Origin of the sequence: Kaistella yonginensis (genome assembly GCF_030409525.1) — a bacterium.
GTDB classification, from domain to species: domain Bacteria; phylum Bacteroidota; class Bacteroidia; order Flavobacteriales; family Weeksellaceae; genus Kaistella; species Kaistella yonginensis.
Genome location: NZ_JAUFQB010000002.1, coordinates 59,844 through 85,628, shown reverse-complemented (window position 1 = coordinate 85,628; position 25,785 = coordinate 59,844). Strand labels below are relative to the sequence as shown.

The following is a 25,785-nucleotide window of genomic DNA, read 5'->3' as shown; positions in this document are numbered from 1 at the left end:
ATGAAAAAAATTATGCTATCCGCCGGTTTCTTTTTCTTGATGTTTTCCAAAGTAAATGCTTGCGCTTGGTACGATCCAGATTATGAATATTTTAATCTGTTCACCCAAAGCATCATTAAAGATAAAACCTATTTGCCGTTTCTGCACACCTTGTCGAATCGGTTTTATGGACATGAACATTACGAAATCCCAAATGAAAATATAGAAGCTTGGCAAAAATATTTTGAGAATTCGCTGAATTATGCTGAAACAAAATTGCTCGTAGAAAAAATGCCGATGAGCGAGTTGAATGCCTTTAAAAAAGGGAATTCTAATAATCCTGTGCTGAAAAAATTAGGAAATTACCAAAAACATTTAGAAGCGATTGACTATTTGATTGAAGCCAAATATTTGGAACCCTTTATGAAAATCAGCTATGGTGAAAATACAGATTCTTTTTACAATGATAGCGACCAACCTATTAAAAATGCAACTAACCTTGATTACAACAAAACGATTTCCGCTTTAACATCTTTATATAACGCAGCGAAAAATCCTGAAATTAAATTAAGATATGGCTATCAACTGGTGCGATTTAACCATTATGTTCACCAATATCAAAAATCAGTCGATGCATTTAAAACTTATGTAGAACCCTTGCAATTGAAATCTGCTCCATATTATTTGGCGTTAGATCAATTTGCAGGAGCCCAACGTGGCTTACAATTATTTGATGAAGCCAATTGGAATTTCTTTCAGGTTTTTATCAACAGTAAAAGCAGAAAAGAAAACGTATTTACCTCCATGAAGTTATCGGATTCGGTGAAGTTTGATCATTTATTAGAAAGAGCAAAAAGTCCGCAGGAAAAAAACATGGCCTACTTTCTTTTGGGTTATGAGGATTTCAGCAATCCAATCCCCATGATGGAAAAAATGTACGACCTTGATCCAAACTCAGAAATCCTAAAAGTTTTAGCGGCTAGAAGCATCAATGAGCTCGAACGAAATTATTTGCCAATTTATCTAAACAATGATAACCCGGACAACGCGGCCCAAGGTGCGACCAATCAAAAAAACCCTTCAGATAAAATAAAAAATGAAATTGTAAGTGAAATTGGTTTTTGGCAGCGTGTAAAAAATTTCTTCCAAAATTTATTCAAATCAGACCAACAGAGTTCACCCGGAAAAGCGGCCGATCAAAGTGACAAAGAATTACTTAACAACCCCAACCGAATTCCGTTTTACTCTAAAAACAATTATTTGTGGTCAGATGAGCCGACCGTAAATTTTCTAAATGATTTTGAAAAGCTGACTTCGAAAATTAAAGAAAAATCAGACGATGAGTTTTGGCAAATTGCAGCTGCCTATCTCTCTTTTCTGAAAAAGGATTATGAAAAAAGCGCAGAAATATTAACACAAATTAAAACCGCGAACCCAGAATATCAAGGTGAAATCGACCGCATGAAAATGCTCAATGACATTTCATCTGAACCAAAAATTACGGCAGAATATGAAGCATATTTAATGAAGACCTATCCGCAGCTCTTTACTGAAATCACTGCCAATGAGGAAAATCATCCTTATACGTATGGTGAAGACCAACCGTCGACCAAGGAATTTATTCGCGATGTTTTAGCCAACCGGTATTATATTCAAGGTGAAGAAGGAAAATCATTTTTAATGAGTAACCGATTATCTGATCTGCAATACAATCCCAACTCGAAATTGGTAAAAAGTGTGCAAGATTTTTACAAAAAAGAGCACAAGTCGACTTTGGAGCAAAAAATAATCGCTAAAAATATTGATGATGTTGGCAATATCGATGCCTTCTTTAATGTAATCTATGGCGACCGAGAAATGCGCTTAGCCAACTTCGAGAAAGCAAAAAAATTCTACGAACTGGCGCAAGATTTTAGTGGCATACCACGGATTGAATATTTATGGAATGATGCTGATCAACCAGAAATCAAGAAAATGAAATTTGACGAATCTTATAATGGATTTCATCAAATCTCCTCCTTAATCTTCGGGCATAACATTTGGGAAAGTTTTGAAAGTCCGGAAAGTATAAGTATGGAACCGGTAGATTTTGCCACATTCCCATTCATTAAAGATAAAATGAATAAACTCGAATTGGCAACGGCATTGATTCAATTACAAAAAATTGGACAGGCTAAAGATGATCAGGCTGTGCAGGCGAATCAAATGATTGGCAATGTGTTGTACAACACCTCTGTTTTAGGTTATTATCGGGAAGTTTTCGTGATGGATGTTGACAATTCCAATGGCCCTAAATTTCATTTTTACAATAGTGATCAGCCTACTTTTCAATATTATTATAAAAACTTCAGCTCGACGAGTTTTATAGAACCCGACAATTTTGATCTGTCGATTCACTATTATCAAAAAGCCTTAAACTTATCAAATAATGCGGAACAGAAAGCCAGAATCCTCTTTCAAATGGCGAGTGCAGAACAAGGGAAATTTTACCAATATCAGGAAAAACAAACCTTTGATTTAAGTTATGACGATCCAGATTATTCGACAAAAGAAGCGGCGTATATAAAAAATGTAGATCACACAAAAAATCAGAAATACCGAACGTACTTCGCTGAACTGAAAAACAAATATGGCAACACGCAGACTTCAAAAGCTTTGCAGGGAAGTTGCTCCTACTATGACTACTTTATGAAAAAACAATAAATAATAAAAAGGAATCAATTCGATTCCTTTTGTTGGTTTTGAAGCCATTCTTCGTGTCGGGTTTGAAATTTAGCGTATTTGAAATTTTGGTTTCTTTTGGCGGCGTCAATAGAATGCGAGGAGTGAATATCAATATCTTCTTCAGCTTCATCGGCTAACTTTGCGTAAAATAAATGAAGTTGATCAAGTTCTTTTTCGGTAAGATCTTCAATATCTACAATCCGATTGCTCGCACGTTCATTGGAAGCAATGATTTCATTTAATTTTATCTGAATAGCCTTGGAATCCTTATTTTGAGATTTCTGAATAAGGAAAACCATCAGAAAAGTAATAATGGTAGTTCCGGTGTTAATGACCAGCTGCCATGTTTCGGAATAGTTAAAAATAGGTCCAGAAACTGCCCAAATAATAACTATTGACAGGGCGCCCAAAAATGCGAGGGAACTTCCGGTGAAAGTTGTTGCCAGATTGGCGAACTTTTCAAAATATGATTTTTTCGACTGTGCCATTTCACTTATAATTTGTACAAAGGTAAATTATAAATGAAAGAGAAATCTATTTTGTGGGATATTTAATGGCCCTATCCAATTCGATGGGATTGTTTTCTTTACGCATTCTTTCCTGGGTTTGGAGCGTAAGATCTTTGAACTGCTCTATCGATTTCACTTGTGTTCCCATCACGTAGTATTTTGTGTCACCAGAACCTGATTTAAAATCTTCTTTGAAATCTTGCAAAGGATCATTGAATAATTCTAATTGCTTTTTTAGCAACATTTTTTCACTAACCAAAATCGGTTTATCCCCCGCAAATGTTTCTAAAATATCACGGGTATCATACGTTTCTTTGAGTTGATAACTTTTGATTAAACTGAATTTAAAATTGTTTTTATCATCGGAAATCTCAAATACTAAACCTGGTAATCCTCTAAATTTATACGGTCCTTCATTTAAATTCACTTCAGAATTAAACCAAGCGGTCCAGTTTCTACCGCCGAAATTGGTGGTTGCTTTTTGTAGTTTGTAATTTCCAACATTTTTTGTTTCTGAGGAAAGTTTCCAAGTCATTTCGTCTTTGGTTTCTATTTTAAAAAAATCGTTTAATAAGACGAACGAAGTATTTTCGTTGGTATTTCTTTTTCGTGTGAGCGCGGGTAAAACTTCTTCCCAGATATAACTTCTTGTTTTTTGTACTTTATTGATGGAGTCTTTTTCCGCGTAGATGTGCGGATAGAATTTTACCTCGTCTGGATTGACATCGAGAATCATATTATCCTTGGAGAATTCTTTTGCTAACGAATCGCTTTTGAATTGGTATTCGTAGATAAAACGGTGGGTTTGTGCGGAAAAGAAAAGGGGAAAGATGAGAAGGAGAAATAGTTTTTTCATTGATTGGGTTTTCTAAGCCAAAAATAGGGATTTTTTATAAACCTTCAAGGTTTTTAAAACCTTGAAGGTTTGAGTTTTGAAAAAAATTCTTTGGTTAGAAAAACTGCCTGAATTTCTAGCCCCGATTGCAATGGAAATCCTTTTTCTTTTCGCTTCGGCGGGAAGAAAAAGATTGGAATGAAAAGCGGGTACGATTCTTCGAACAAATGCGAAAATTTGGTTGCTCCCAAAAAAAATCCCTCTTCTTTCGAAAAGGGATTTGCTATCATAGCAAAGGTGATTTTATCACACTTTAATTTCTACATCAACTCCTGAAGGAAGCTCTAATTTCATTAGGGCATCTACTGTTTTGGAAGAAGAAGAATAGATGTCCATCAATCTTTTGTGTGCAGATAGTTGGAATTGTTCTCTTGCTTTTTTGTTAACGTGAGGAGATCTCAACACGGTGAAGATTCTCTTATTCGTTGGCAAAGGAATCGGACCGTTTACAACAGCACCGGTAGCTTTTACCGTTTTTACGATTTTCTCAGCAGATTTGTCTACCAAATTGTAATCGTAAGATTTTAATTTTATTCTGATTCTTTGTGACATTTTGATCTAATTTAAATATTAACCTCTTGCTTTTTCGATTACTTTTTCAGCGACATTTTGAGGAGCTGCTTCGTATTTTTCGAATTCCATTGAAGATGTTGCTCTACCTGAAGACAGGGTTCTCAATGAAGTTACATAACCGAACATTTCTGAAAGTGGAACGAATCCTTTGATTACTTTCGCGTTGTTTCTGTCATCCATACCGTTTACGGTTCCTCTTCTTCTGTTAAGGTCGCCTACGATATCTCCCATGTATTCTTCTGGAGTTACTACTTCCAGTTTCATGATTGGTTCCATGATTACTGGTTTCGCTTTTTTACCTGCTTCTCTGAAGCCCATTTTTGCTGCAAGCTCGAAAGATAATGCATCTGAATCCACTGCGTGGAAAGATCCGTCTTTCAAAGTTACTTTAATTCCTTCTACTTCAAATCCTGCTAAAGGACCGTTTTTCATAGATTCTTTGAAACCTTTTTCTACCGATGGAATAAATTCTCTTGGAATGTTACCACCTTTGATTTCATTTACGAATACTAGACCAGCTTTACCGTCGTCGGTTGGGCCTAATTCAAACTGAATATCTGCAAATTTCCCACGTCCACCTGATTGTTTTTTATAAACTTCTCTGTGGGCAGCAACTTGGGTAAGGTTTTCTTTGTATTCTACTTGCGGCTCACCTTGGTTCACCTCAACTTTGAATTCTCTTCTCATACGATCGATCAAGATATCCAGGTGAAGTTCACCCATTCCTGAAATAATCGTTTGACCAGAAGCTTCGTCAGTTTTCACTTGGAAAGTAGGATCTTCTTCTGACAATTTTGCCAAAGCGTTCCCCATCTTATCCTGATCTGCTTTTGTTTTAGGTTCTACAGCGATACCGATTACTGGATCTGGGAACACCATCGATTCTAGAACGATTGGGTTTTTCTCATCACACAAAGTATCTCCTGTTTTGATATCTTTAAATCCAACTGCTGCACCAATATCTCCTGCTTCAATATATTCTACAGGATTTTGCTTATTAGCGTGCATTTGGTAAATTCTAGAAATTCTTTCTTTGTTACCTGATCTTGTGTTTAACACATAAGAACCTGCATCAAGTCTTCCTGAATATGCTCTAAAGAATGCTAATCTTCCTACGAAAGGATCGGTAGCAATTTTAAATGCTAAAGCGGAGAAAGGCTCAGTAACTGAAGGTTTTCTAGAAACCTCTTCTTCTGTTTTTGGGTTGGTACCGTAGATTGCTTCTTTATCCATTGGTGAAGGCAAGTATTTACATACTGCATCCAACATAAATTGTACTCCTTTATTCTTAAATGAAGAACCACAAGTCATTGGGATAATCGACATATCGATGGTTGCTTTTCTTAAAGCTTCGTTGATTTCGTCTTCTGAGATTGAATCTGGATCTTCGAAGAATTTCTCCATCAAAGTATCATCATAATCAGCAACTGCTTCAACTAATTTTTCTCTGTAGGCGTGTACTTCTTCCAACATATCTTCCGGAATTGGAACAACGTCGAAGGTAGCACCTAAAGTATCATCATGCCATTTGATAGCACGGTTTTTAATTAAATCTACAACTCCAGTGAAGTTTTCTTCAGCACCGATTGGCAAAACGATTGGCACTGCATTAGATCCTAACATTTCCTTTACTTGGTTTACAACCATAAGGAAGTCAGCACCTTGTCGGTCCATTTTGTTTACGAATCCCATTCTCGCAACATTATAGTTGTCTGCCAACCTCCAGTTGGTTTCAGATTGAGGTTCAACACCATCAACCGCTGAGAATAAAAATACCAAACCATCTAATACTCTTAATGAACGATTAACCTCAACGGTAAAATCTACGTGTCCTGGGGTATCGATAATATTAAAGTGGTATTCGTGAGAACCTGGCGTAGGCTCACCTTCATGTCTTGGGAAAATCCATTTACAGGTAGTTGCTGCAGAAGTAATGGTAATCCCTCTTTCTGCTTCCTGCTCCATCCAGTCCATTTGTGATGAACCTTGGTGAGTTTCTCCTAATTTGTGAACTTTACCTGTGTAAAATAAAATTCTTTCTGTCGTGGTGGTTTTACCGGCATCAATATGCGCGGCAATACCAATATTTCTTGTGAATGTAAGATCTCTTGCCATTTCAGATTAGAATTTAAAGTGTGAAAATGCTTTGTTTGCTTCAGCCATTCTGTGAGTGTCTGTTTTCTTTTTGTAAGCAGCACCTTCTTCTTTAGCAGCAGCGATCACTTCAGAGGCTAATTTCTGAGCCATTGATTTATCGTTTCTTGCTGTAGAATATTTGATTAACCATTTCATCGCCATAGAAATTTTTCTATCAGCTCTAATTGGCATTGGAATCTGGAAGTTTGCACCACCGATTCTTCTTGAACGTACTTCTACGTGTGGCATAACATTAGTTAGGGCATCTTTCCAGATTTCCAAACCTTCTTTTTCGTTATCCCCTTTTTTACTTTCTACAATATCTATTGCATCATAGAAAATTTTGAATGCGATTGATTTTTTACCATCAAACATCAAATTGTTTACAAATCTTGTTACCAGTTGATCATTAAATTTAGGATCCGGTAACAACGGTCTTTTTTTCGCTTTTGTCTTTCTCATTGTTTCGCTTCTTTACTAATTAATGATTACTTTTTCTTCCCTTTTGCTGGTGCTGCCGCAGCTTGACCTGGTTTTGGTCTTTTTGCTCCGTACTTAGATCTTCTTTGAGTTCTTCCAGCTACACCTGCGGTGTCCAAAGCTCCACGAACAATGTGATAACGTACTCCCGGTAGGTCTTTCACCCTTCCGCCTCTAACCAATACTATCGAGTGCTCTTGAAGATTGTGTCCTTCGCCCGGGATATAGGCGTTAACTTCTTTACCATTAGAAAGTCTTACCCTTGCCACTTTTCTAAGTGCAGAGTTAGGTTTCTTTGGAGTTGTGGTGTATACTCTTGTACATACACCTCGTTTTTGTGGACAGGATTCAAGGGCCGCCGATTTGCTCTTCTTGGCAAGCGAGACTCTTCCTTTTCTTACTAATTGTTGAATAGTAGGCATTAAATTGCTTTTTATTTTAGGGGGCAAAAATAGGAAATTATTTTGAATTGACCACCCTAGATTCCGTAATATTTTTAACTAATTTAAAAAAATATGGAGTGAAGCTAGCAGCAGAACCATTTTCAGGAAAAAATTAACTTCATATTTTAAAATAGTATTTTTAAAAATTACTGTAATTATACTCGGTTTTTAGTTCATTCACGAATATAAAATCACGGGTACGGCTAATTTTTATACGAGGTTGTTTAAATCTGTTTTAAAAATAACAAATTTGTTTTTCCCTGACCCTAAATAAAAAAACGGCAATTTTAATTAAAACAGCCGTTCATATATTGATGTAAAGAAGTTCATTTGAAAATGAATTTATACGCAGATCATTTGAAGATAATCAACACGGCAAGCGCCAATGACTATTGACCAAAGTTGATTTACGACTTACTATTTTTCTCGAATTTTTTTTCTTCTTGTTGGATGGAATTCATGATCAGATTGCCGTTGTATTTTCCACCCATTTCTATTTCGATCGCCTGCACGATGATATCACCATTAACAAGGCCTGTTTTTTTAATTTGAACTTCGGCTGCTTTAATATTTCCCGTAATTTTACCAAAAACAATAATCTTCTTGGTTGAAATATCACCAGACACTTGCGCCTTCTCGCCGACAATCACTAATTTCTGAACGTCTACATTACCATTTACTTTTCCATCAACACGAATGCTAGCGAGAGAAGTTAAGTTTCCTTCAACCACCAAATCTTCACCGATAATCGTAGTGATTGCTTCATTGGTTACTTTAGAATTGGTTACGTTGGAGTTTGAATTAAATTTGAACATCAGTCTTTATTTAAAATTTAGATATAATTCTGGGTTGATTCTTTCCCCTTTAAAATGCACTTCATAATGTAAATGCGGTCCCGTACTCCTACCCGTACTTCCCACTGCACCGATCACTTCACCCGACTGTACTTCTTGTCCTGCTTTTACTTTGATTTGAGAGAAATGTCCATATAGCGTTTGTAAATTGTAACCATGGTCGATGATTACACAATTTCCATATCCACCTTTCACGCCTGCGAAACTCACTTTACCGTGCGCTGTAGACTTAACTGGGTCTCCGGTATTTCCTCTGAAATCCATACCTGAATGGGTTTCTGCACCTCCTCCCGAGAATGGATTTTCACGAGTTCCAAAATGAGAAGTGATTTCTCCATGATGTGGTTTTCCCAAAGGCACATTGGTAATTGCGTTTTCTATTTCTTTTATATAACCTACATAGAAACTGCTGACTTCGTTAACATCTTGAATATCAAAACCTTCTTCACCTCCAACATTTTTCATTGAGAATTTTTGCAAGCCACGTTCTTGCATAAATCCGTTAATTTTCAACATGCTTTGATTGATGGATTGAAAGGATTCCTGTAGTTTTTGCATATCAATTTTACTTTTGATATAATTTGCTCGGTGCAACTCTTCTTTATATATTTCACTCGTTTTTTGGTAAATAAAAACACCTAAAACAAGAAGAAGAACAGATAAGACACCACCGATTACGAATATAAATTTCTTCCAATAAAGCAGTACGAAGGTAGGAATAACCATAATTCTGTTACCGTTACCTTCCGCATTTATAAAATGAACAGAAGTCGTTTTTTTAAACATAACATTTATTTGGACGACAAATTTAACTATTTTTAATTAATTACACCAAAAAACAGAGATATATTTCACAAAACAACCGTTTTCATGACTCAAATCATAAAAATAACGACTAAAATCAAACAAAAACACATCTACATATTTCTAGTTTTATCCCAATAACAGTACTTTTCAGCATTAATAATTTTTAATAACTAATTCTCTTTACCAATTGAACAAAAAAAACCGCCTCTTCAAATAAATGACGAGACGGTTTTAAGTATTTAAAAAAACTTTAGTGTCCTAAGACTTCTTTTACTTTATTGGCTGCTTCTTCCAAAGTAATTACAGAATGCACTGGCAAACCAGACTCATCAATCAATTGTTTTGCTTCAACTGCATTGGTTCCTTGTAATCTCACAATCAATGGAACTGGCAAACTTCCCATGGCTTTATAAGCATCTACGATACCTTGTGCTACACGGTCACAACGAACGATACCACCAAAGATGTTAATCAAAATAGCTTTTACATTTGGATCTTTCAAAATAATCCCGAATGCTTTCTGAACTCTTTCCGCATCAGCGGTACCACCAACATCCAAGAAATTCGCTGGGTTACCACCAGATAATTTAATGATATCCATAGTCGCCATTGCAAGACCAGCACCATTTACCATACAAGCGACATCACCATCTAACTTCACGAAGTTTAATCCAGCTTCACCAGCTTCAACATCAGTAGCATCTTCTTCTCTTGTATCTCTTAATTCTGCCAAATCTTTATGACGGAATAATGCGTTGTCATCTAAAGAAACTTTAGCATCAACGGCAATAATTTTATTGTCAGAAGTTTTTAAAACCGGGTTGATTTCAAAAAGCGAAGCATCAATTCCTACGTAAGCACTGTATAAATTGGTAATAAATTTCACAAAATCTTTATGAGCAGTACCTTCTAAACCTAAGTTGAATGCAATCTTTCTTGCTTGGAAACCTTGTAATCCAACACTTGGATCTACGGTTTCATTATGAATTAAATGAGGAGTAACTTCTGCCACATGCTCGATGTCCATTCCACCTTCAGTAGAATAAACAATCATATTTTTACCTTGGGCTCTGTCTAAAAGAATAGAAACGTAAAATTCTTTGGTTTCCGTTTCTCCTGGATAATATACGTCTTCAGCGACCAAAACGAAATTCACTTTTTTACCTTCTGCAGAAGTTTGTGGAGTGACCAACTGCATTCCAATGATGTTTCCAGCATTTTCTTTCAGCTTATCCATGTTTGGAGAAAACTTAACACCGCCACCTTTTCCACGTCCACCTGCGTGAACTTGTGCTTTAACGACCCATCCTTCGCTACCATTCATTTCAGTCAGTTTTTTCGCTGCTGTTTCTGCTTCTTCCACAGTGTTTGCGATAAAACCTCGTTGGATGTTAACTCCGTATTTTGCCAAAATTTCTTTGGACTGGTACTCGTGAAGATTCATAATATTTTAATTAGATATTTATTTTTTTTAAAGATTGACAAATTTAAGAAAATTTGAGAAGATAACCGTTGAACGCCTTAAAATTTTTGCCGAAAACCTTTTTAAGGTTTTTAAAATTACTGAATTGCAGGTTTTGCCTTTTCATAAAAAGTCGTAGCAATCCCCACCAATATTATAATACTGCCGACCATTTGTACCACCGTTATTTTTTCATTGACGAATATTGCAGCCAGAATCGTCGCGAATATTGCTTGGCTCAATAAACTCAAAGAAACCCTTGTCGCTCGCATGTTTTTTGTCGCATAACTAATAAGCAACCAGGCAATTAGCTGACAAACAACACCCTGAACCGCGAGAGAAACCCATGCTTGAGATGAAAAACCAACGAAACGCTCAGCAAAAAAAACATTAATAATGAAAAGAAAAATAGTGCTGAAAATCATGCTGTAAGTCATAAAAGTAATGACTTCTAGATTTGCCAGCACTTATTTACTGGCTAAAATATAAAGCGCATAAAATAATCCGGAAAGAATACCGAGAAAGAAGGCAAAATCTAAACTCAATTCTAAAATCGTATCGATTCCCACAAAAACCATCATTCCCATTAACGCGATTAAAGTGCCGATCCAGAAGCTTTTTCGGGGGCGATAACTCAAGAATACAAAAGAAAAAATGCCGACCCAAATCGGTGACAGATTCGTAAGTAGGGTTGCCTGCGTAGCAGAAGAATTTTGAATTGACACATTCCAGACTGCAATATCTGAGGCAAACAAAACGCCACAAATCATCATTGGCAAAAGCATTTTGATGTTGTCTACCTTAAGCTTTTTCTGGTAAATCGCAATCGGAAAAATAATTGCCGTGGCAATTGCCATCCGATAAAATGCCGAAATAAGTCCCGAAGTAAGATTCATTTTCACAATAACCGGGAAAATAGAAATGCACAAAATTCCGATGAATAATGCAATTCTGGGTTTAGTCATTTTGAATAAGTTACTTTTAAATTGTTACAAATAGTTAAATCCCACATTATTAATTCAAATACCCAAATCTTCTTAAATCTTGTTGACCATTGACGATCTTGGTTGCACCATCTTTTAAAAGCAATACTCGATCAGAAATTTCTAAAACATTTTGATATTGATGATCTGTAATTATAATTCCTTTATGTTTTGCTATCTGTTTGATCAGCAATTTTATTTCTTCAATAATTTTCGGCGAAAGAGAATGAAACGGTTCATCTAAAAGCAAGAATTTACAATCTGAAAAAAGCATAATTAAAATTTCTACCAAACGATTTTCTCCACCAGAAAGATTTTTTGGCTTTTCATTTAAAAAATTGATAATTAAATGGTGCCGTTTCAATATTTCTGCATCCTCTTTATTACAGAAAAGTGAAATGATGGTTTTTATTTTTAAATGTTTTGGTAAAAAATGATCTTGTGCAAGATAATGGATCAAATTTCTATTATCAATAACAGATTTAATTATTATTTTCCCTACTCTAACAAATTTATTCTCGGCTTTCACTGTTCCAAAAATAATTTCCATAAGGGTAGATTTTCCACTGCCATTTCTACCAAGAATTCCTACTATTTCGCCTGTGTTGCAAGTAATAAAAATATCCTGAAGCAATTTCTTTTCTCCAAAGGATTTCTCTATACTATCTATGTGCAAATTCATAATTACTATGCAAAAAAGTGAAGAATAAAACTTATCAACAGTGTCATTACCCAAAGAAACATTCTGCTTAAACCAAAATTTGCGTAAAAATAATACTCATTTTTATTTCTGATCTCATAAATCATAAAATGAAAAAATGGATTAAAAAGCAAATAAGATAATGCAAAAGTCTTAAAACTAAAACCCATTAATACTGCAACAACGGTGCTTAAAACGGTTGTGACAACAAAAATATTTTTATAGAAATACCAATATGCTGATACGACCTTCAATCTTAAAATTTGTTTTTAATAAAATAGAAAATCAACATTGCCCAACTGATGATCATCAACAAACCACCTAAAGGCGTTATTGGACCTACTATTTTGGAAGGAATACTGGCAACTTCACTGAAAGCCAATAAATAAATACTCATTGAAAAAAGGAAAATTCCGCCGATCATCAATATAGAGATCCATCTTTCTGCGGAAGTTTCAAATTTTAAGATGTAACCCACAATCAACAAAAAAAATGCGCCATACATTTGGTATCTCACGCCAGTTTCAAAACTTTGAAGTTTGTCCAAAGAAATTACTTTCTTCAATGCGTGCGCACCAAAAGCGCCTAAAATTACAGAGACCAATCCGTAAACTGCTCCGAAAATTAAGGTTGTATTTTTCATAGGTAGATTTTTATTTAATTAAGATGATAGGGAATCGCCCATCTCAAAAGCTGTTTGTTTGCAATTGTAATGAAAGGCGAATTCAATTTATAATTTTCCTGTTTGATAAATAATGACAAGTTTGCCGATGATCGACAAAATGCCAATGGCAATAAACATCCAAGAGAATTTTTTGGACTTGGCAAATCCTGGATCTTTGGTGACTTTTAGAAAAATACCAAAAATGAGTAGCAAAACGCCTAAAAAAAGTTGAAACATTTTATTTATTTCTCAGGTTATTAAATTCTGTAATCACTTCGTGATGGGTCACCGTTTTGTCTTTGAAATAGGTAACGAAATGATTTTTTTCTTCATCGGTCGCTCCCAATTGATTCAGAATATTGAACAAGTGCATTTTCATGTGACCTTTTTGAATTCCTGTGGTTACCAAAGAGCGTAGCGCTCCAAAATTCTGCGCTAAGCCCGAAACCGCTAAAATACTCATAAGCTCCTGTGCAGATGGTTTTCCCAACAAAGCCAAAGAAAACTTAACCAGCGGGTGAAGATTCGTTAAACCGCCCACAACTCCTACAGAAATCGGTAAATCGATCCAGAATCTAAAAACTCCGTTGTCGATGGTGCAATGGGTTAAGCTGGAATATTTTCCATCTTTTGCGGCGTATGCATGCGCGCAGGCTTCAGTTGCCCGAAAATCATTTCCGGTAGCAATTACCACTGCATCTACTCCATTCATAATTCCTTTATTGTGGGTAGTTGCACGGAAAGGTTCAATCTCGGCAATCGTTACCGCACGTTTAAATTTGGTTGCAAATTCTTCATTAGAGATACCACTATCGTCTTTCAAGTCTTCAATTTTGCAGGAAACTTCGGCTCTTACAATACAGTCTGGTGTGAAGTTAGACAGAATATTCATCACAATTTGCAAAGAATCTTTTTCCTCTTGTGTGAAACTCTCTTCTCTTTGCACTTCTTCTGTTAAAGTTTTTCCAAACTGCTCCAAACAGGAATTGATAAAATTGGCACCCATGGAATCCACGGTATCGAAACTCGCTTTCAATTGGAAATAGTTTTCTAAATCTGCAGTTTTATCGATGAGTCGGATGTTTAAAATCCCACCACCGCGATTCCGCATGTTTTTGGTAATTTCTTCCGTAGCTTCAAATAATTTTTTCTTTAAATTAAAATTGAAGAAATGTAAGATTTTATGAGGTTCTACTTTCATCATAAAATGAGTGTGACCTAATTTTTTCGTGTTGATGATGGTTGTTTTGAAACCCCCTTTATCAATCCAGAATTTTGCTGCTTTCGAAGCTGCCGCTACAACCGAACTTTCTTCCACCGCCATCGGCAAAGCCAGTAGCTTCCCATCGATCAAAAAATTGGGTGCAATTCCGTAGGGCATATAAAAATTAGAAATCGTGTTTTCTGAAAATTCTTCGTGCAATTTTTGCAAAGTAGGATCGTCATTCCAATACTGTTGAAGAACTTGTTCGTAACTACGGTCTTCATTCAGATATTCTTTGATAAGCCAATCGATTTTTCCTTGTTTCGAGCGTTTAGAAAAACCTTCAACCGGTTGGTGATTCATAAAGATAAATTTTTGAATTTCAAAGATAGGAATTTTTTAGAGTCCTATCGGTTATTGAGCTGCTGAGTTATGGCGAAGGTATCATAAAAAAATATTTATCACGTTGTAGAATTAACACCGTTTAATAATGAAAAAAATATTCTTTTTAGTTTTTTTACTTTTTCTTTTTAATTGTAAAAAGACGGCCGAGTTTATACCGGAAAATAGGGACGTAAAAAATCCTGAAATTTCAGAAACAAAAACTTCAATAAAAATTAATCCCGATAAAAATAGCATCAAAGAACGATTATATCCGCCAGAAGACTATATTTGGGTGGAAGAAAAAGCAGGAAGCTTTGGTGAATATCTGGAAAAACATAAACTGAAAAACTACAATTCACCCATCTTAAAATATGATGGAACCGAAATTGCCACCCAAAATCTTCACGAAGCGATCTTCGATATCGACATTGGAAGCAAAGATTTACAACAATGTGCAGACGCATTTATACGATTAAGAGCCGAATATTTATTTAAATCGAAAAACTTCGATGAAATAAAATTTCATTTTACAAGCGGAGATTTAATGACTTGGAATGATTACAAAAATGGGGTTCGCGCGGTTGTAAATGGTAATAATGTCAGTTTCAGAAAAACGCAAAATTTGGATGACTCCTACGAAAATTTTAGAAAATATTTAGATTTAATATTTACCTATGCAGGCACAATTTCTTTAAACAAAGAAACAAAACCTGTGCTAAAAACATCAGATTTAAAATCTGGCGATATATTAATTACCGCCGGAAGTCCCGGTCATATCGTTTTCATTGCAGGAGTTGCAGAAAATAAAGAAGGGAAAAGATTATTCCTTTTGGCCGAAGGTTTTACGCCGGCTCAATCGATTCATTTATTGAAAAATCCTATTAATAAAAATATCTCACCGTGGTATGAATTGGATGTAAATTCCCCTGCAACCTTTACGGCAAGATACATTTTTAAGCCAAGTAATTTTCGTAGGTTTTAAGCTTCCAACTGTGTTCCCAAAAATTCCCATTCTTGCAAAGCCAAATCCAATTCTTCTTTTTTTGTATTATAGATTTCCAAAGTTTCAGCCGAGGGATTTTCAGTAGCAAAAGTGGCTTCCATCTCTTCGATTTTTAGTTCGAGTTCAGAAATTCTTTCTTCTACTTTTTTGATTTTATTCTGAATATTTTTTTGATCTTTCGTAACAAGGGTGGTTTTCACTTCCACCGGTTTTTCTACTTTCTTTTCAACTTCAGGCTCTGATCTTAATTCTTGTAGTTTTGATTTTTCTGCCGAAATTTCGCGGATACTTTCTTTCTGACGGAATTGCAGATAATCATTGATGTCGCCCAAAAATTCTTTCATTCTTCCATCACGGAACTCGAAAATTTTATCGCTTAATCCTTGTAAAAATTCACGGTCGTGTGAAATCACTATTAAAGTTCCTTCGAATTTTTGTAATGCCAGCTTGATAATTTCTTTAGACTGAATATCCAAGTGATTTGTAGGCTCATCCATAATCAAGGTATTGAAAGGACGCAGTAATAATTTACACAAAGCCAAACGGTTTCTTTCACCTCCAGAAAGCACTTTGGTTTTTTTAGTCACATCATCACCCTGAAAAAGAAAACTTCCCAGTAGATCACGAACTCTCGGACGCGTTTCTTCGGTCGCCGAATCTTCTGCTTCTTCTAAAACGGTTTTATTCGGTGTTAAAACTTCCTCTTGGTTTTGAGCAAAATAACCAATATTTACGTTGTGACCCAAATTCCATTCGCCAGTATAATCGGTGATTTCACCGGATAAAATTTTGGCTAAAGTTGTTTTACCTTGACCGTTCTGACCCAGTAAAGCGATTCTTTGGCCACGTTCGATGAAGAAATCTACCTTATCAAAAATTTGTTTTTTACCGTAGGCTTTTCCAAGATTTTTCGCTTCAAAAACTACTTTTCCAGGAGTCACCGCAGGTTGAAATCGAATATTAAATTTTGAAACATCATCCGTATCAACTTCAATTCTTTCGAGTTTATCTAATTTTTTAATTAAAGACTGCGCGAAAGAGGATTTGGTTGCAGAAGCGCGGAAACGGTTAATATTATCTTCCATTTGCTTAATTTCCACATCCTGATTTTTCTTGGCTTGGATTTGCTTCTCTTTTCTTTCTAAACTTAATTCTAAATATTTGGTATAATTGGCTTTATAATCATCAACTTTTCGGTTATTTATATCAAAAGTCCGGTTACAAACGGAAGTCATAAACTGTTTGTCGTGGCTCACCAATACTATGGAGCCCGGATATTCTTTCAAAAAACTTTCCAGCCAAATGATGGATTCCATGTCCAGGTGATTGGTTGGCTCATCAAGGAGCATCAAATCATTTTTCTGCAAAAGAAGTTTCGCCAGTTCAATTCTCATTCGCCAACCTCCTGAAAATTCATCGGTTATTTTATGAAAGTCATCTGCTTTAAAACCTAACCCCAGCAAAATTTTCTCTACATCGCCTTCCAAATTGTAGGCATCATGGTGCATCAAAAGATCGTTAAGCTCCGTCATTCGGTGAATAATATTTTCGTACGCCTGACTTTCATAATCGGTTCTGGTTACCAATTGGTGATTCACCTCATCCAACTCATTTTTCATGGCATTAATTTGTTCAAATGCCTGCATGGTTTCATTCCAAACCGTTCTTCCTTTCACGAAATCTAAATCCTGTTTTAGGAAGCCCATTGTTACATTTCCTTCGGGAACAATACTGCCTTCGTAGAAATTAATTTCGCCAGTAATCATCTTTAACAAAGTAGATTTACCTGCTCCATTTTTACCGACCAAACCAATTTTATCATCTTTTTTGATGGTAAAATTTACATTTTGAAAAAGGTAATTCCCGGAGTGATGAAGGCCTAAATTTTGAACAGAAATCATATTATTGCATACTAGTTGATAAGTGAATTTTCGAGGTGCAAAAGTAGTGAAACTAATTGAATTACAGCCTATGTTGAGACCCGACTTACTTAAAATTTCAACATAAATATTTACCTTTACCTTAATTTTAAAAAATCACCATGAAAAAATTAATTGGCCTGTTTACGTTCTTATGCTTTATTTCTGCGCAAGCGCAATCGTTAAAGGTCATGACTTACAATATTCGTCTCTCCTTAGATTCTGACAAAGAAAACTCTTGGACCAACAGAAAATCTGAAGCATTGGATTTATTGAACTATTATCATCCTGAAGTGTTGGGCGTACAAGAGGCGGTTCCGCAACAAATGGTCGATATTAAAAAAAGTTTGAATCATTACGATTTTGTAGGAGTTGGTCGCGATGATGGAAATAATAAAGGCGAATACTCGGCAATATTTTATGATACAGAAAAATTAAAAGTGGTAGAATCAGGAACTTTTTGGCTGAGTGAAACCCCTAATATTCCCTCGAAAGGTTGGGATGCTGCTTATCCTCGCATTTGCACCTACGCATTGTTTAAAATGAAAAAAGGCGGTAAAAAATTCTGGGCTTTCAATGTTCATTTTGATCATATTGGAAATGAAGCACGTAGAAATTCAGCATCTTTAATTTTAGATAAAATCAAAAAAATCAACCCTAGAAACTTTCCTGTTATTCTTACAGGTGATTTTAATTTAACTGAAGAAACGGTGCCTATTCAAATACTTTCCACAAATTTAAATGATTGCTATAAACATTCTGTGAAAAAGCCATATGGTCCAAAAGGCACCTTCACCAATTTTGACACAAACACGGTGCCTACACAGCGAATCGATTATGTATTTGTAAAAAACATGACCTGCGAAACCTATCGTGCCATAAATGATCGGCGAGAAAACCTACTTTATCCATCTGATCACTTCCCTGTTTTGGTAGAACTTCGTTTTTGATATTGAGGTTATGCTCTGCATGAAATAATTTCGAATTGGTGCTTTTATAGGAAGGAGTTTGCAACTTTTTTCCCGCTTACTGTACTGATTTTATTAAAATTTCTTTGCAGTTAAAAGATTGTACTCCTTATTCTTTTATTATTGAGTGATTCTCCTATTTGAAATTCTAATCTATTATCGACCTTCTAGAGCAATTTGTAAGTAAAATTCATTTTGCAGACGTGCTATATTTTTGCAGACCGATAAGTTTCCTAAATATTCTAATTAATTTGCACTATGAAATCTTGGGTTAAATCACCTTGCGCAATCCCGTCATTTCCCTTATCGTAAAAGTAATTATTAAAGTAATTTTGTATTGTTAATTTACTAAAAACTAAAACCTTACAAAATGAAAACACTGAAATCAATTTTAGAAAAAGATCAATCTAAAAAAACAAAAACCCAATTAATTGACATTTTAACTGGCGTTGAAAAATTACTTTCGCCGTCGGTTTACGAAAAAATAAGTGGGATTTCTCCTTCGGAATTAGAAGAGGTTTCTAAGAAAGAAATCTTGGAAATTTTTAACACCTTTAAAAGCAAATACGAAGACAAATGGGAAAGCTCCTTGGCAGGTATTTCTGCCAGTACTTTAAAACTAATCTTTGGACAAATGGCGGCAGACGATAATATATTTTCAACATCCGACGCTTCCGACGCTAACTTTGCCGCTGAATTGGGAAGCATTGATTTCGCAACAATTATTGGCGGCCCACTCGACGCGTGCGTAAAAGCACAATCCAATGCCTCGATTAGCACCGTCAATTTTATTAATGAAGTTGGTTTTGAAGGGGAAGGCGCGGAGAAAAAACTAAGAATGGCAGAATTTATTTACAAAAAAAATGCGCCGAATCCAGCTTATATTTCGGAAACAGAGACTCCTGATGAAGACCCGACCATCCCTACAGATATGGAAATTAAAGTTCCATTCATTGCTTTGCTAAATGTTCCAAGTTTTCGAATTGAAAGTTGCGAAGTGGATTTTAATGTAAAATTAAACTCTACTTACACGAAAGATGTAAGCAGCGAATTCGGTATTAATGCTGGAGTTTCAGGAGGATTTGGCCCCGTTAAGTTTAAAGTTGATGTTTCTTACAAACGTTCATCTAGCACGGGCATAAAAATAGAAAAAGAGTATTCCCTAGGTGTTAAAGTAAGAGCCACCAACGACGAAATGCCCGCTGGTCTCGAAAAAGTTTTAGGTCTCTTGTCACAATAAATTTTAAACAATGGTAAAGTTATCAGATTACCTGGATTATCTCAATACGGAGATTATCCAGGCGCGAAAAGCAGCGGATGAATACGCGGTAAAGATTGCAAAAGAATATGCCGATCATGAATATCTAAAATATTTTAAAGTACCGCGTTATACGATGCAAACCATAAAAATGGACATCCCACTTAAAATCACAGACATTGATGCCGATTCAAAATTTAATTTTAAAAATGAACCTCAGGTTTTTTTAAAGGAGGTGAATGACAAAATAAGAGCGATTAATCTTTCTAAAAATCTTCAAATATCAACCTTAGAAGATAAAGATTTAAGAACAAAAGAATTTCAAACCCTATTTAAAACATTAGAAAATAAAGATCAAAAGTTCACTAAGAATCTCGGAACAGATATTAAAAAAATAGATTTTACGAGCCAAATAAAATCTTTAAACCTGAATGTCTTTAAACCACAAGGGAATGAAAATGAGGTTGAAAACAATGCACTCATCAATATTTTGCAGGAGTCGATCCGGGACCGATACAATCTGGTCAGTTCAAAAATTAAAAATATTTTTATAGACCCAAATACGACAGGAGCCGAAGATAAAGAGAAACTTTTTATAAACCTGCATGTAGAAATGGAAGAAGAAGGCATCCGGATTTTGACTTTCAAAGATAGAGATGGTAATGAAATTGAGGAAATAACTTTTGAATAAATGCAAGAATTCATCCATCATAAAGTACAGGTTTATGAAAATTTCCTAAAAAATTTTAATGAAATCCAAATTTTATTTGGAAAGAGGTCTTATGATTTTGAACGGCAATTCGAAGATTTTGCGGATCAACTTTTATCCTATTTTAAAACCAATGGAAACACCACGATTGAAGCTGAAATTCTAAAAATCACCAATATGCTTTCACTGGTGAAAAAAGGATTTAATCCAGTATCCCTACAGAAAATACAAACTGGGAGAAGAGAAGCTTTTTGGGGCTTTGCGTTCAATGCCTTAGAAAACGTATATGAAATACTGATGAAATTATTCACTACAGAGCATATTAAATTGGAAGAGGGAGAAGAAATCATTTCTAATCTGATGATTGGTCTTATTCAAAATGGTTTACTGAGTGACCCTACCATAAAAAGCCTCAACTCTATCGAAAAAATTGAAGTTTACTGGTTAAATATCATGAGTCAGAATGAAAGTTTTTCAAGTATAGATAAAAAACTTAAGATGTCTTTAATGACCGAAGATATTTATCTTTTATTTGAGAAAAATCTTTCTAAAATAAATACCTAAAATAAAGAAAAATGGCACAAGAAAAATACATCGTTCTACTAAAGAACCAAGAGAAATCTTCTTTAAAAAAATTGGAAAAAGAGTTTTCAGTCAGTTTTTTTCTTTCCGAAAATCTTTCCAAAGAAAACCGATCCTTCGATATTATTAATGAAAATCAAGGAGTGCTGTATCAAAATTTAAATGTTATGGTTGTTGATGATTTAGATCCAGATCAATTAAACGCTGCTATAAAAAATGACAAAAATCCCATTATTTACTATGAGAAAGAAAGAGATTTTTACACCGCCACAGAGTTGGCTATGTTACAAGATTTAAAATTAAAGGCAAAAATTCTTACTGAAAAAATTAATGAACTTGAGGATTATATCCTACACAAACCTTTACCACCAATTTCACTTACCAATTTCGAATGGGGCTTAAAAGCAATCGGAATCGATAAAACACAGTTTTCCGGAAAAGGAATTGATCTTTGTATATTAGATACTGGTTTTGAGGCGTCTCATCCCGATTATATAGGGAGAAACATCGAGGGTAAATCATTTATCGAAGGAGAGGATTGGGACAAGGATCCTTTGGGTCACGGTACACATTGCGTAGGAATTGCGGCGGGAAACTGCAGGTTAGATAATCAAAAACGCTATGGTATAGCAAAAGATTGCAACATTAAAATCGGAAAAGTTCTAAATAATAATGGCAAAGGCTCTACTTCTAGCATCATCGATGCGATTGATTGGGCAATTTCTAAACAGTTTAAAATCATTTCACTTTCGCTGGCATCACCAGTTAAATTTAATGAATTTCCTTCTCCATTATTTGATGTGGTCGGAAAACGAGCCCTAGAGAGTAATTGCTTATTAATTGCTGCTGCTGGTAACGATAGCAAACGACCAGCTTTACCTTTACCGGTTTCTGCACCTGCAAATTCTGAATGTTTTATGGCTGTTGCGGCGATTGATAGCCAAATGAGAGTTGCTTCATTTTCTAATGGTGGAATTAATGCAGTAAACGGTGGAAATATTAATGTAGCTGCTCCAGGCGTTGATATTTTTAGCAGCTATACGCAGAAGAAAGGCAATCTGTCTGGCTATAAGCTGATGAGCGGGACAAGTATGGCAACACCCCACGTTTCTGGCATGGCAGCTCTTTATATGGAAGAATTCCCGCAACTTTCTGCGCTTGAAATCTGGAAACTTTTAGAGGATCGTGCCAAAAGCATTACTTCTCTGAAATACCGAGATATTGGGAATGGTTTAATTCAAAAAAATTGAGTTATGATTTATTTTGCCACCTTAAGATCTACAGCTCAATTCAGCTCAGTAAAAAAAAATCTACAAGAAAGAGGCTTAGAAATTCTAAAATATTATCCGAAATTAAAAGTTTTGAAAATAGAGAGTCAAAAAAAATTAAAACTTATCGAATTTCCCGACTTTGTAACTTTAGAAGAAGAAAAAACTGATTTTTCTGTATAAAAAAAGAATCCACCGATGAAAGTGGATTCTAAAAACACAAATGATGAAAAAAAATTTGTTCTATCGCATTTGATTGCTTTAGAACGCAGCAAAGAAATATAATATTTATGAGACTACAAAATTTTTAAGTGATTTTTTTCTATTTTCATTATAGACATACTCCTATAACAAGTAAAAAAAAAGAATCCACCGATGAAAGTGGATTCTAAAAACACAAATGATGAAAAAAAAATTTATTCTTCTACCTGTTACAGTTTTAGAATACCACAAAGGAATATCTTTTTATTTGAAATTCAAAATTAAATACGATAGTTTTTCATAATATTTATCATAAAAATTTATATCACCTTTTTGAAATTTCAAATTACATAATTTTTAATTCAGCTCAACCTAATTATTCCATTGCCCGAAAGACCAACCCGCTTTCATCGAAATAATCCAAGGTGATTCTATCGCCGTCATTAACGGCTCCTGCCAAAATTTCCTTTGATAATTTATTCAAAACCTCATGCTGCAAAACCCTCTTCAGTGGTCGTGCACCATAGCTGGGATCGTACCCTTTGTTGGTAATATATTGAATTGCATCTTCTGTAGCGGTCAAAATGATTCCACGTTTAGCCAACATTTCATTAAATCCACGCAACTGATAATTAACAATTTTACCTATTTCTTTTTTATTCAGAGGTTGAAAGAGAACAATCTCGTCAATTCGATTTAAAAACTCTGGTCTTAAAGTCTGCTTTAATAATGCAAAAACCTCTTCTTTTGTTTTTTCAACGACCTCAATAACATTATCATCGGTAAGATTTTCAAAATTTTCTTGTATTAAATGAGACCCTAAGTTCGACGTCATGATTACAATAGCATTTTTAAAATTCACCACACGACCTTTATTATCGGTCAATCTTCCATCATCCAAAACTTGTAAAAGAGTGTTGAAAACATCGGGATGCGCTTTTTCAATTTCATCTAAAAGTACGACAGAATAAGGTCTTCTGCGCACCGCTTCCGTTAATTGCCCACCTTCATCATAACCAACATATCCTGGGGGAGCGCCAACCAACCGCGACACAGAGTGTCTTTCCTGATATTCACTCATATCAATTCTGGTCATATTATTTTCATCATCAAAAAGATATTCTGCGAGCGCTTTTGCGAGTTCCGTTTTACCAACACCGGTTGTTCCAAGGAATAAAAATGAACCAATTGGTTTTTTTTCATCGCTTAATCCTGCACGATTTCTTCGGATTGCATCTGCTACTGATTCTATGGCTTCTTCCTGGCCAACAACTCTTTTGTGGAGTTCGTCTTCTAAATGGAGTAACTTTTCTCGTTCAGACTGAATTAATCTGGTAACAGGAATTCCCGTCCATTTAGAAATAACTTCAGAAATATTCTCCGCCGTGACCTCTTCTTTGATGAGTTCATTTTGATGGTTTTGCATTTCGAGCTCCAATTTTTGTAAATCAGCTTCTTTTTCTTTAATTTTTCCGTACTGAATTTCGGCAACTTTTGCATAATCACCTGCTCTGGAAGCGCGTTCTGCTTCCAATTTTAGTGCTTCAATTTCTTTCTTAATGGAAGTTAGATCCTCTGATTTTTGTTTCTCTTTGAGCCATTTCGCATTGATTTCATTTCGCTCTTCCGAAACCTTGGAAATATCTTCTTTCAAATGACCCACTTTAATATCATTTCCCTCCCTAGAAATAGCGGCTAACTCAATTTCCATCTGCATTAATTTTCGGTCTAAAACATCCAATGCTTCTGGTTTTGAATTGATCTCCATTCGTAATTTTGCAGAAGCTTCATCAATTAAATCGATGGCTTTATCCGGTAAAAAACGATCCGATATATAGCGTTGAGATTGCTCTACGGCAGCTATAATCGCTTCATCCTTGATGCGAACTTTGTGGTGCGCTTCGTATTTATCTTTAATTCCACGCAAAATTGATATTGCAGATTCCGTATCGGGCTCTTCCACCATTACTTTCTGGAAGCGTCTTTCTAAGGCTTTATCTTTTTCAAAATATTTTTGATATTCATTTAAAGTGGTTGCACCAATGGCACGAAGTTCACCTCTCGCTAAGGCAGGTTTCAAAATATTCGCTGCATCCATTGCACCTTCTCCACCACCCGCACCAACTAAAGTGTGGATTTCATCGATGAATAAAATAATTTGTCCATCAGACTTAATCACTTCATTAATCACCGATTTCAATCGTTCTTCAAATTCACCCTTATATTTTGCACCCGCAATTAGTGCACCCATATCTAAAGAATACAAAGTTTTATCCTGGAGATTTTCAGGAATGTCGCCGGAAATAATCCGGTGGGCAATGCCTTCTGCAATCGCAGTTTTACCCACGCCAGGCTCTCCGATTAGGATGGGATTATTTTTCGTTCTTCGGGATAGAATTTGCAAAACACGGCGGATTTCTTCATCCCGACCAATCACCGGATCCAATTTTCCTTCTGCGGCAAGGTCATTAAAATTTTTGGCGTATTTATTTAAACTTTGGTAGGTTTCTTCGGAACTTGCAGAAGTTGCTTTCGACCCTTTGCGCAGTTCTTTTATGGCCATTTCTAAACCAGTTTTGGTGATGCCCATATCTTTGAGCATTTTCGAAACATCAGCACCCACCTCAAAAAGCGACAGCCATAAATGTTCGATGGTTACAAATTCATCGCCCATTTTTTTTGCCACATTTGGCGCATCGAGTAAAACTTTATTGGCAGATTGGGACAGGTAAATATTTCCACCTTCTACTTTCGGTAGTTTTTCGATATTCTCGCGATTTCTCTCTCGTACCAAAGCCAATTCAGCCTCTGATTTCTTTAACAAAAACAGAGAGATATTCTCATCGACTTGAAAAATACCTTCCAATAAATGTTGGGGCTCAATACTCTGATTCCCGAATTCCATGGCGATTTGTTGGGCTTTCTGAATAGCTTCCTGTGATTTTACGGTATATTGATTTAAATTCATCGTAATTATTTTTTAATTTGTAGAAACAGTAAGAATCCCTATAAAGTTACGAATTCTCACTCTTCTTATTCAATTATTTATTTATTCTAATTCCTAAGCTTCAAAAAGTATT

At 35.3% G+C, this 25,785-nt stretch carries 23 protein-coding genes and 1 pseudogene; 8 read left to right on the top strand and 16 right to left on the bottom strand.

Going from position 1 to position 25,785, the window contains the following annotated elements; all coding sequences use genetic code 11:
- The gene (locus QWY78_RS00375; RefSeq protein ID WP_290215692.1) at positions 1–2,682 is read left to right on the top strand and encodes a hypothetical protein; all 2,682 of its coding nucleotides are present in this window, start codon (positions 1–3) and stop codon (positions 2,680–2,682) included.
- A 14-nt stretch (positions 2,683–2,696) separates the two neighbouring features.
- Here the strand turns inward: QWY78_RS00375 and QWY78_RS00370 are convergent, their stop codons facing one another.
- The 14 genes and pseudogenes from QWY78_RS00370 to QWY78_RS00305 all read right to left on the bottom strand — a co-directional run bounded on the left by QWY78_RS00370 (position 2,697) and on the right by QWY78_RS00305 (position 14,776).
- Positions 2,697–3,191, bottom strand: a complete 495-nt coding sequence (locus QWY78_RS00370; protein WP_290215691.1) for a low affinity iron permease family protein — start codon at positions 3,189–3,191, stop codon at positions 2,697–2,699.
- Positions 3,192–3,237: 46 nt separating this feature from the next.
- Positions 3,238–4,068 (bottom strand): GLPGLI family protein, encoded by an 831-nt coding sequence (locus tag QWY78_RS00365; RefSeq protein ID WP_290215690.1) that lies wholly within the window; start codon positions 4,066–4,068, stop codon positions 3,238–3,240.
- Positions 4,069–4,353: 285 nt separating this feature from the next.
- Positions 4,354–4,659: a 30S ribosomal protein S10 gene (gene rpsJ, locus QWY78_RS00360; RefSeq protein WP_002661363.1), complete on the bottom strand. Its 306-nt coding sequence runs from the start codon at positions 4,657–4,659 to the stop codon at positions 4,354–4,356.
- Between the two features lie 18 nt (positions 4,660–4,677).
- Positions 4,678–6,795: an elongation factor G gene (fusA, locus tag QWY78_RS00355; protein ID WP_290215689.1), complete on the bottom strand. Its 2,118-nt coding sequence runs from the start codon at positions 6,793–6,795 to the stop codon at positions 4,678–4,680.
- A 6-nt stretch (positions 6,796–6,801) separates the two neighbouring features.
- Positions 6,802–7,278 carry a 30S ribosomal protein S7 gene (gene rpsG / locus QWY78_RS00350; protein WP_290215688.1) on the bottom strand — a complete coding sequence of 159 codons (477 nt, stop codon included), beginning with the start codon at positions 7,276–7,278 and terminating at the stop codon, positions 6,802–6,804.
- Positions 7,279–7,304: 26 nt separating this feature from the next.
- A complete protein-coding gene (gene rpsL, locus QWY78_RS00345; RefSeq protein ID WP_290215687.1) occupies positions 7,305–7,718 on the bottom strand; it encodes a 30S ribosomal protein S12 in 414 nt (137 codons plus the stop codon).
- 428 nt (positions 7,719–8,146) lie between these two features.
- On the bottom strand, positions 8,147–8,554 hold the full coding sequence (locus QWY78_RS00340; RefSeq protein ID WP_290215686.1) for a bactofilin family protein: 408 nt from the start codon (positions 8,552–8,554) through the stop codon (positions 8,147–8,149).
- Positions 8,555–8,560: 6 nt separating this feature from the next.
- The gene (locus QWY78_RS00335; protein WP_290215685.1) at positions 8,561–9,379 is read right to left on the bottom strand and encodes a M23 family metallopeptidase; all 819 of its coding nucleotides are present in this window, start codon (positions 9,377–9,379) and stop codon (positions 8,561–8,563) included.
- A 271-nt stretch (positions 9,380–9,650) separates the two neighbouring features.
- Positions 9,651–10,844, bottom strand: coding sequence for an ADP-forming succinate--CoA ligase subunit beta (gene sucC, locus QWY78_RS00330; protein WP_290215684.1), 1,194 nt, complete (start codon positions 10,842–10,844; stop codon positions 9,651–9,653).
- Between the two features lie 116 nt (positions 10,845–10,960).
- Positions 10,961–11,827, bottom strand: a pseudogene (locus tag QWY78_RS00325) (DMT family transporter).
- Between the two features lie 49 nt (positions 11,828–11,876).
- Positions 11,877–12,527, bottom strand: a complete 651-nt coding sequence (locus tag QWY78_RS00320; RefSeq protein ID WP_290215683.1) for an ATP-binding cassette domain-containing protein — start codon at positions 12,525–12,527, stop codon at positions 11,877–11,879.
- A gap of 274 nt (positions 12,528–12,801) precedes the next feature.
- Entirely contained in the window at positions 12,802–13,188 is a 387-nt protein-coding gene (locus QWY78_RS00315; protein WP_290215682.1) for a DUF423 domain-containing protein, read from the bottom strand.
- 87 nt (positions 13,189–13,275) lie between these two features.
- Positions 13,276–13,446 (bottom strand): hypothetical protein, encoded by a 171-nt coding sequence (locus QWY78_RS00310; protein WP_290215681.1) that lies wholly within the window; start codon positions 13,444–13,446, stop codon positions 13,276–13,278.
- 1 nt (position 13,447) lies between these two features.
- Positions 13,448–14,776, bottom strand: a complete 1,329-nt coding sequence (locus QWY78_RS00305; protein WP_290215680.1) for a hydroxymethylglutaryl-CoA reductase, degradative — start codon at positions 14,774–14,776, stop codon at positions 13,448–13,450.
- Positions 14,777–14,903: 127 nt separating this feature from the next.
- On the opposite strand from QWY78_RS00305, the gene QWY78_RS00300 reads away from it, so the two are divergent.
- A complete protein-coding gene (locus QWY78_RS00300; protein WP_290215679.1) occupies positions 14,904–15,779 on the top strand; it encodes a DUF4846 domain-containing protein in 876 nt (291 codons plus the stop codon).
- Here QWY78_RS00300 and QWY78_RS00295 read toward each other — a convergent pair.
- Positions 15,776–17,701 (bottom strand): ABC-F family ATP-binding cassette domain-containing protein, encoded by a 1,926-nt coding sequence (locus QWY78_RS00295; protein WP_290215678.1) that lies wholly within the window; start codon positions 17,699–17,701, stop codon positions 15,776–15,778. The two genes, QWY78_RS00300 and QWY78_RS00295, sit on opposite strands and share 4 nt — an antisense overlap.
- Before the next feature lie 140 nt (positions 17,702–17,841).
- Between QWY78_RS00295 and QWY78_RS00290 the strand changes: the two genes are divergently transcribed.
- The 6 genes from QWY78_RS00290 to QWY78_RS00265 all read left to right on the top strand — a co-directional run bounded on the left by QWY78_RS00290 (position 17,842) and on the right by QWY78_RS00265 (position 22,687).
- On the top strand, positions 17,842–18,669 hold the full coding sequence (locus tag QWY78_RS00290) for an endonuclease/exonuclease/phosphatase family protein (protein ID WP_290215677.1): 828 nt from the start codon (positions 17,842–17,844) through the stop codon (positions 18,667–18,669).
- Between the two features lie 388 nt (positions 18,670–19,057).
- Positions 19,058–19,927: a DUF2589 domain-containing protein gene (locus QWY78_RS00285; RefSeq protein ID WP_290215676.1), complete on the top strand. Its 870-nt coding sequence runs from the start codon at positions 19,058–19,060 to the stop codon at positions 19,925–19,927.
- Positions 19,928–19,937: 10 nt separating this feature from the next.
- Positions 19,938–20,636, top strand: coding sequence for a hypothetical protein (locus tag QWY78_RS00280; protein ID WP_290215675.1), 699 nt, complete (start codon positions 19,938–19,940; stop codon positions 20,634–20,636).
- A complete protein-coding gene (locus tag QWY78_RS00275) occupies positions 20,637–21,218 on the top strand; it encodes a hypothetical protein (protein ID WP_290215674.1) in 582 nt (193 codons plus the stop codon).
- Between the two features lie 11 nt (positions 21,219–21,229).
- Positions 21,230–22,486 (top strand): S8 family peptidase, encoded by a 1,257-nt coding sequence (locus tag QWY78_RS00270; protein WP_290215673.1) that lies wholly within the window; start codon positions 21,230–21,232, stop codon positions 22,484–22,486.
- A 3-nt stretch (positions 22,487–22,489) separates the two neighbouring features.
- On the top strand, positions 22,490–22,687 hold the full coding sequence (locus QWY78_RS00265) for a hypothetical protein (protein WP_290215672.1): 198 nt from the start codon (positions 22,490–22,492) through the stop codon (positions 22,685–22,687).
- Between the two features lie 394 nt (positions 22,688–23,081).
- Here the strand turns inward: QWY78_RS00265 and clpB are convergent, their stop codons facing one another.
- Positions 23,082–25,673, bottom strand: coding sequence for an ATP-dependent chaperone ClpB (clpB, locus tag QWY78_RS00260; protein WP_290215671.1), 2,592 nt, complete (start codon positions 25,671–25,673; stop codon positions 23,082–23,084).
- Between the last annotated feature and the right edge of the window lie 112 nt (positions 25,674–25,785).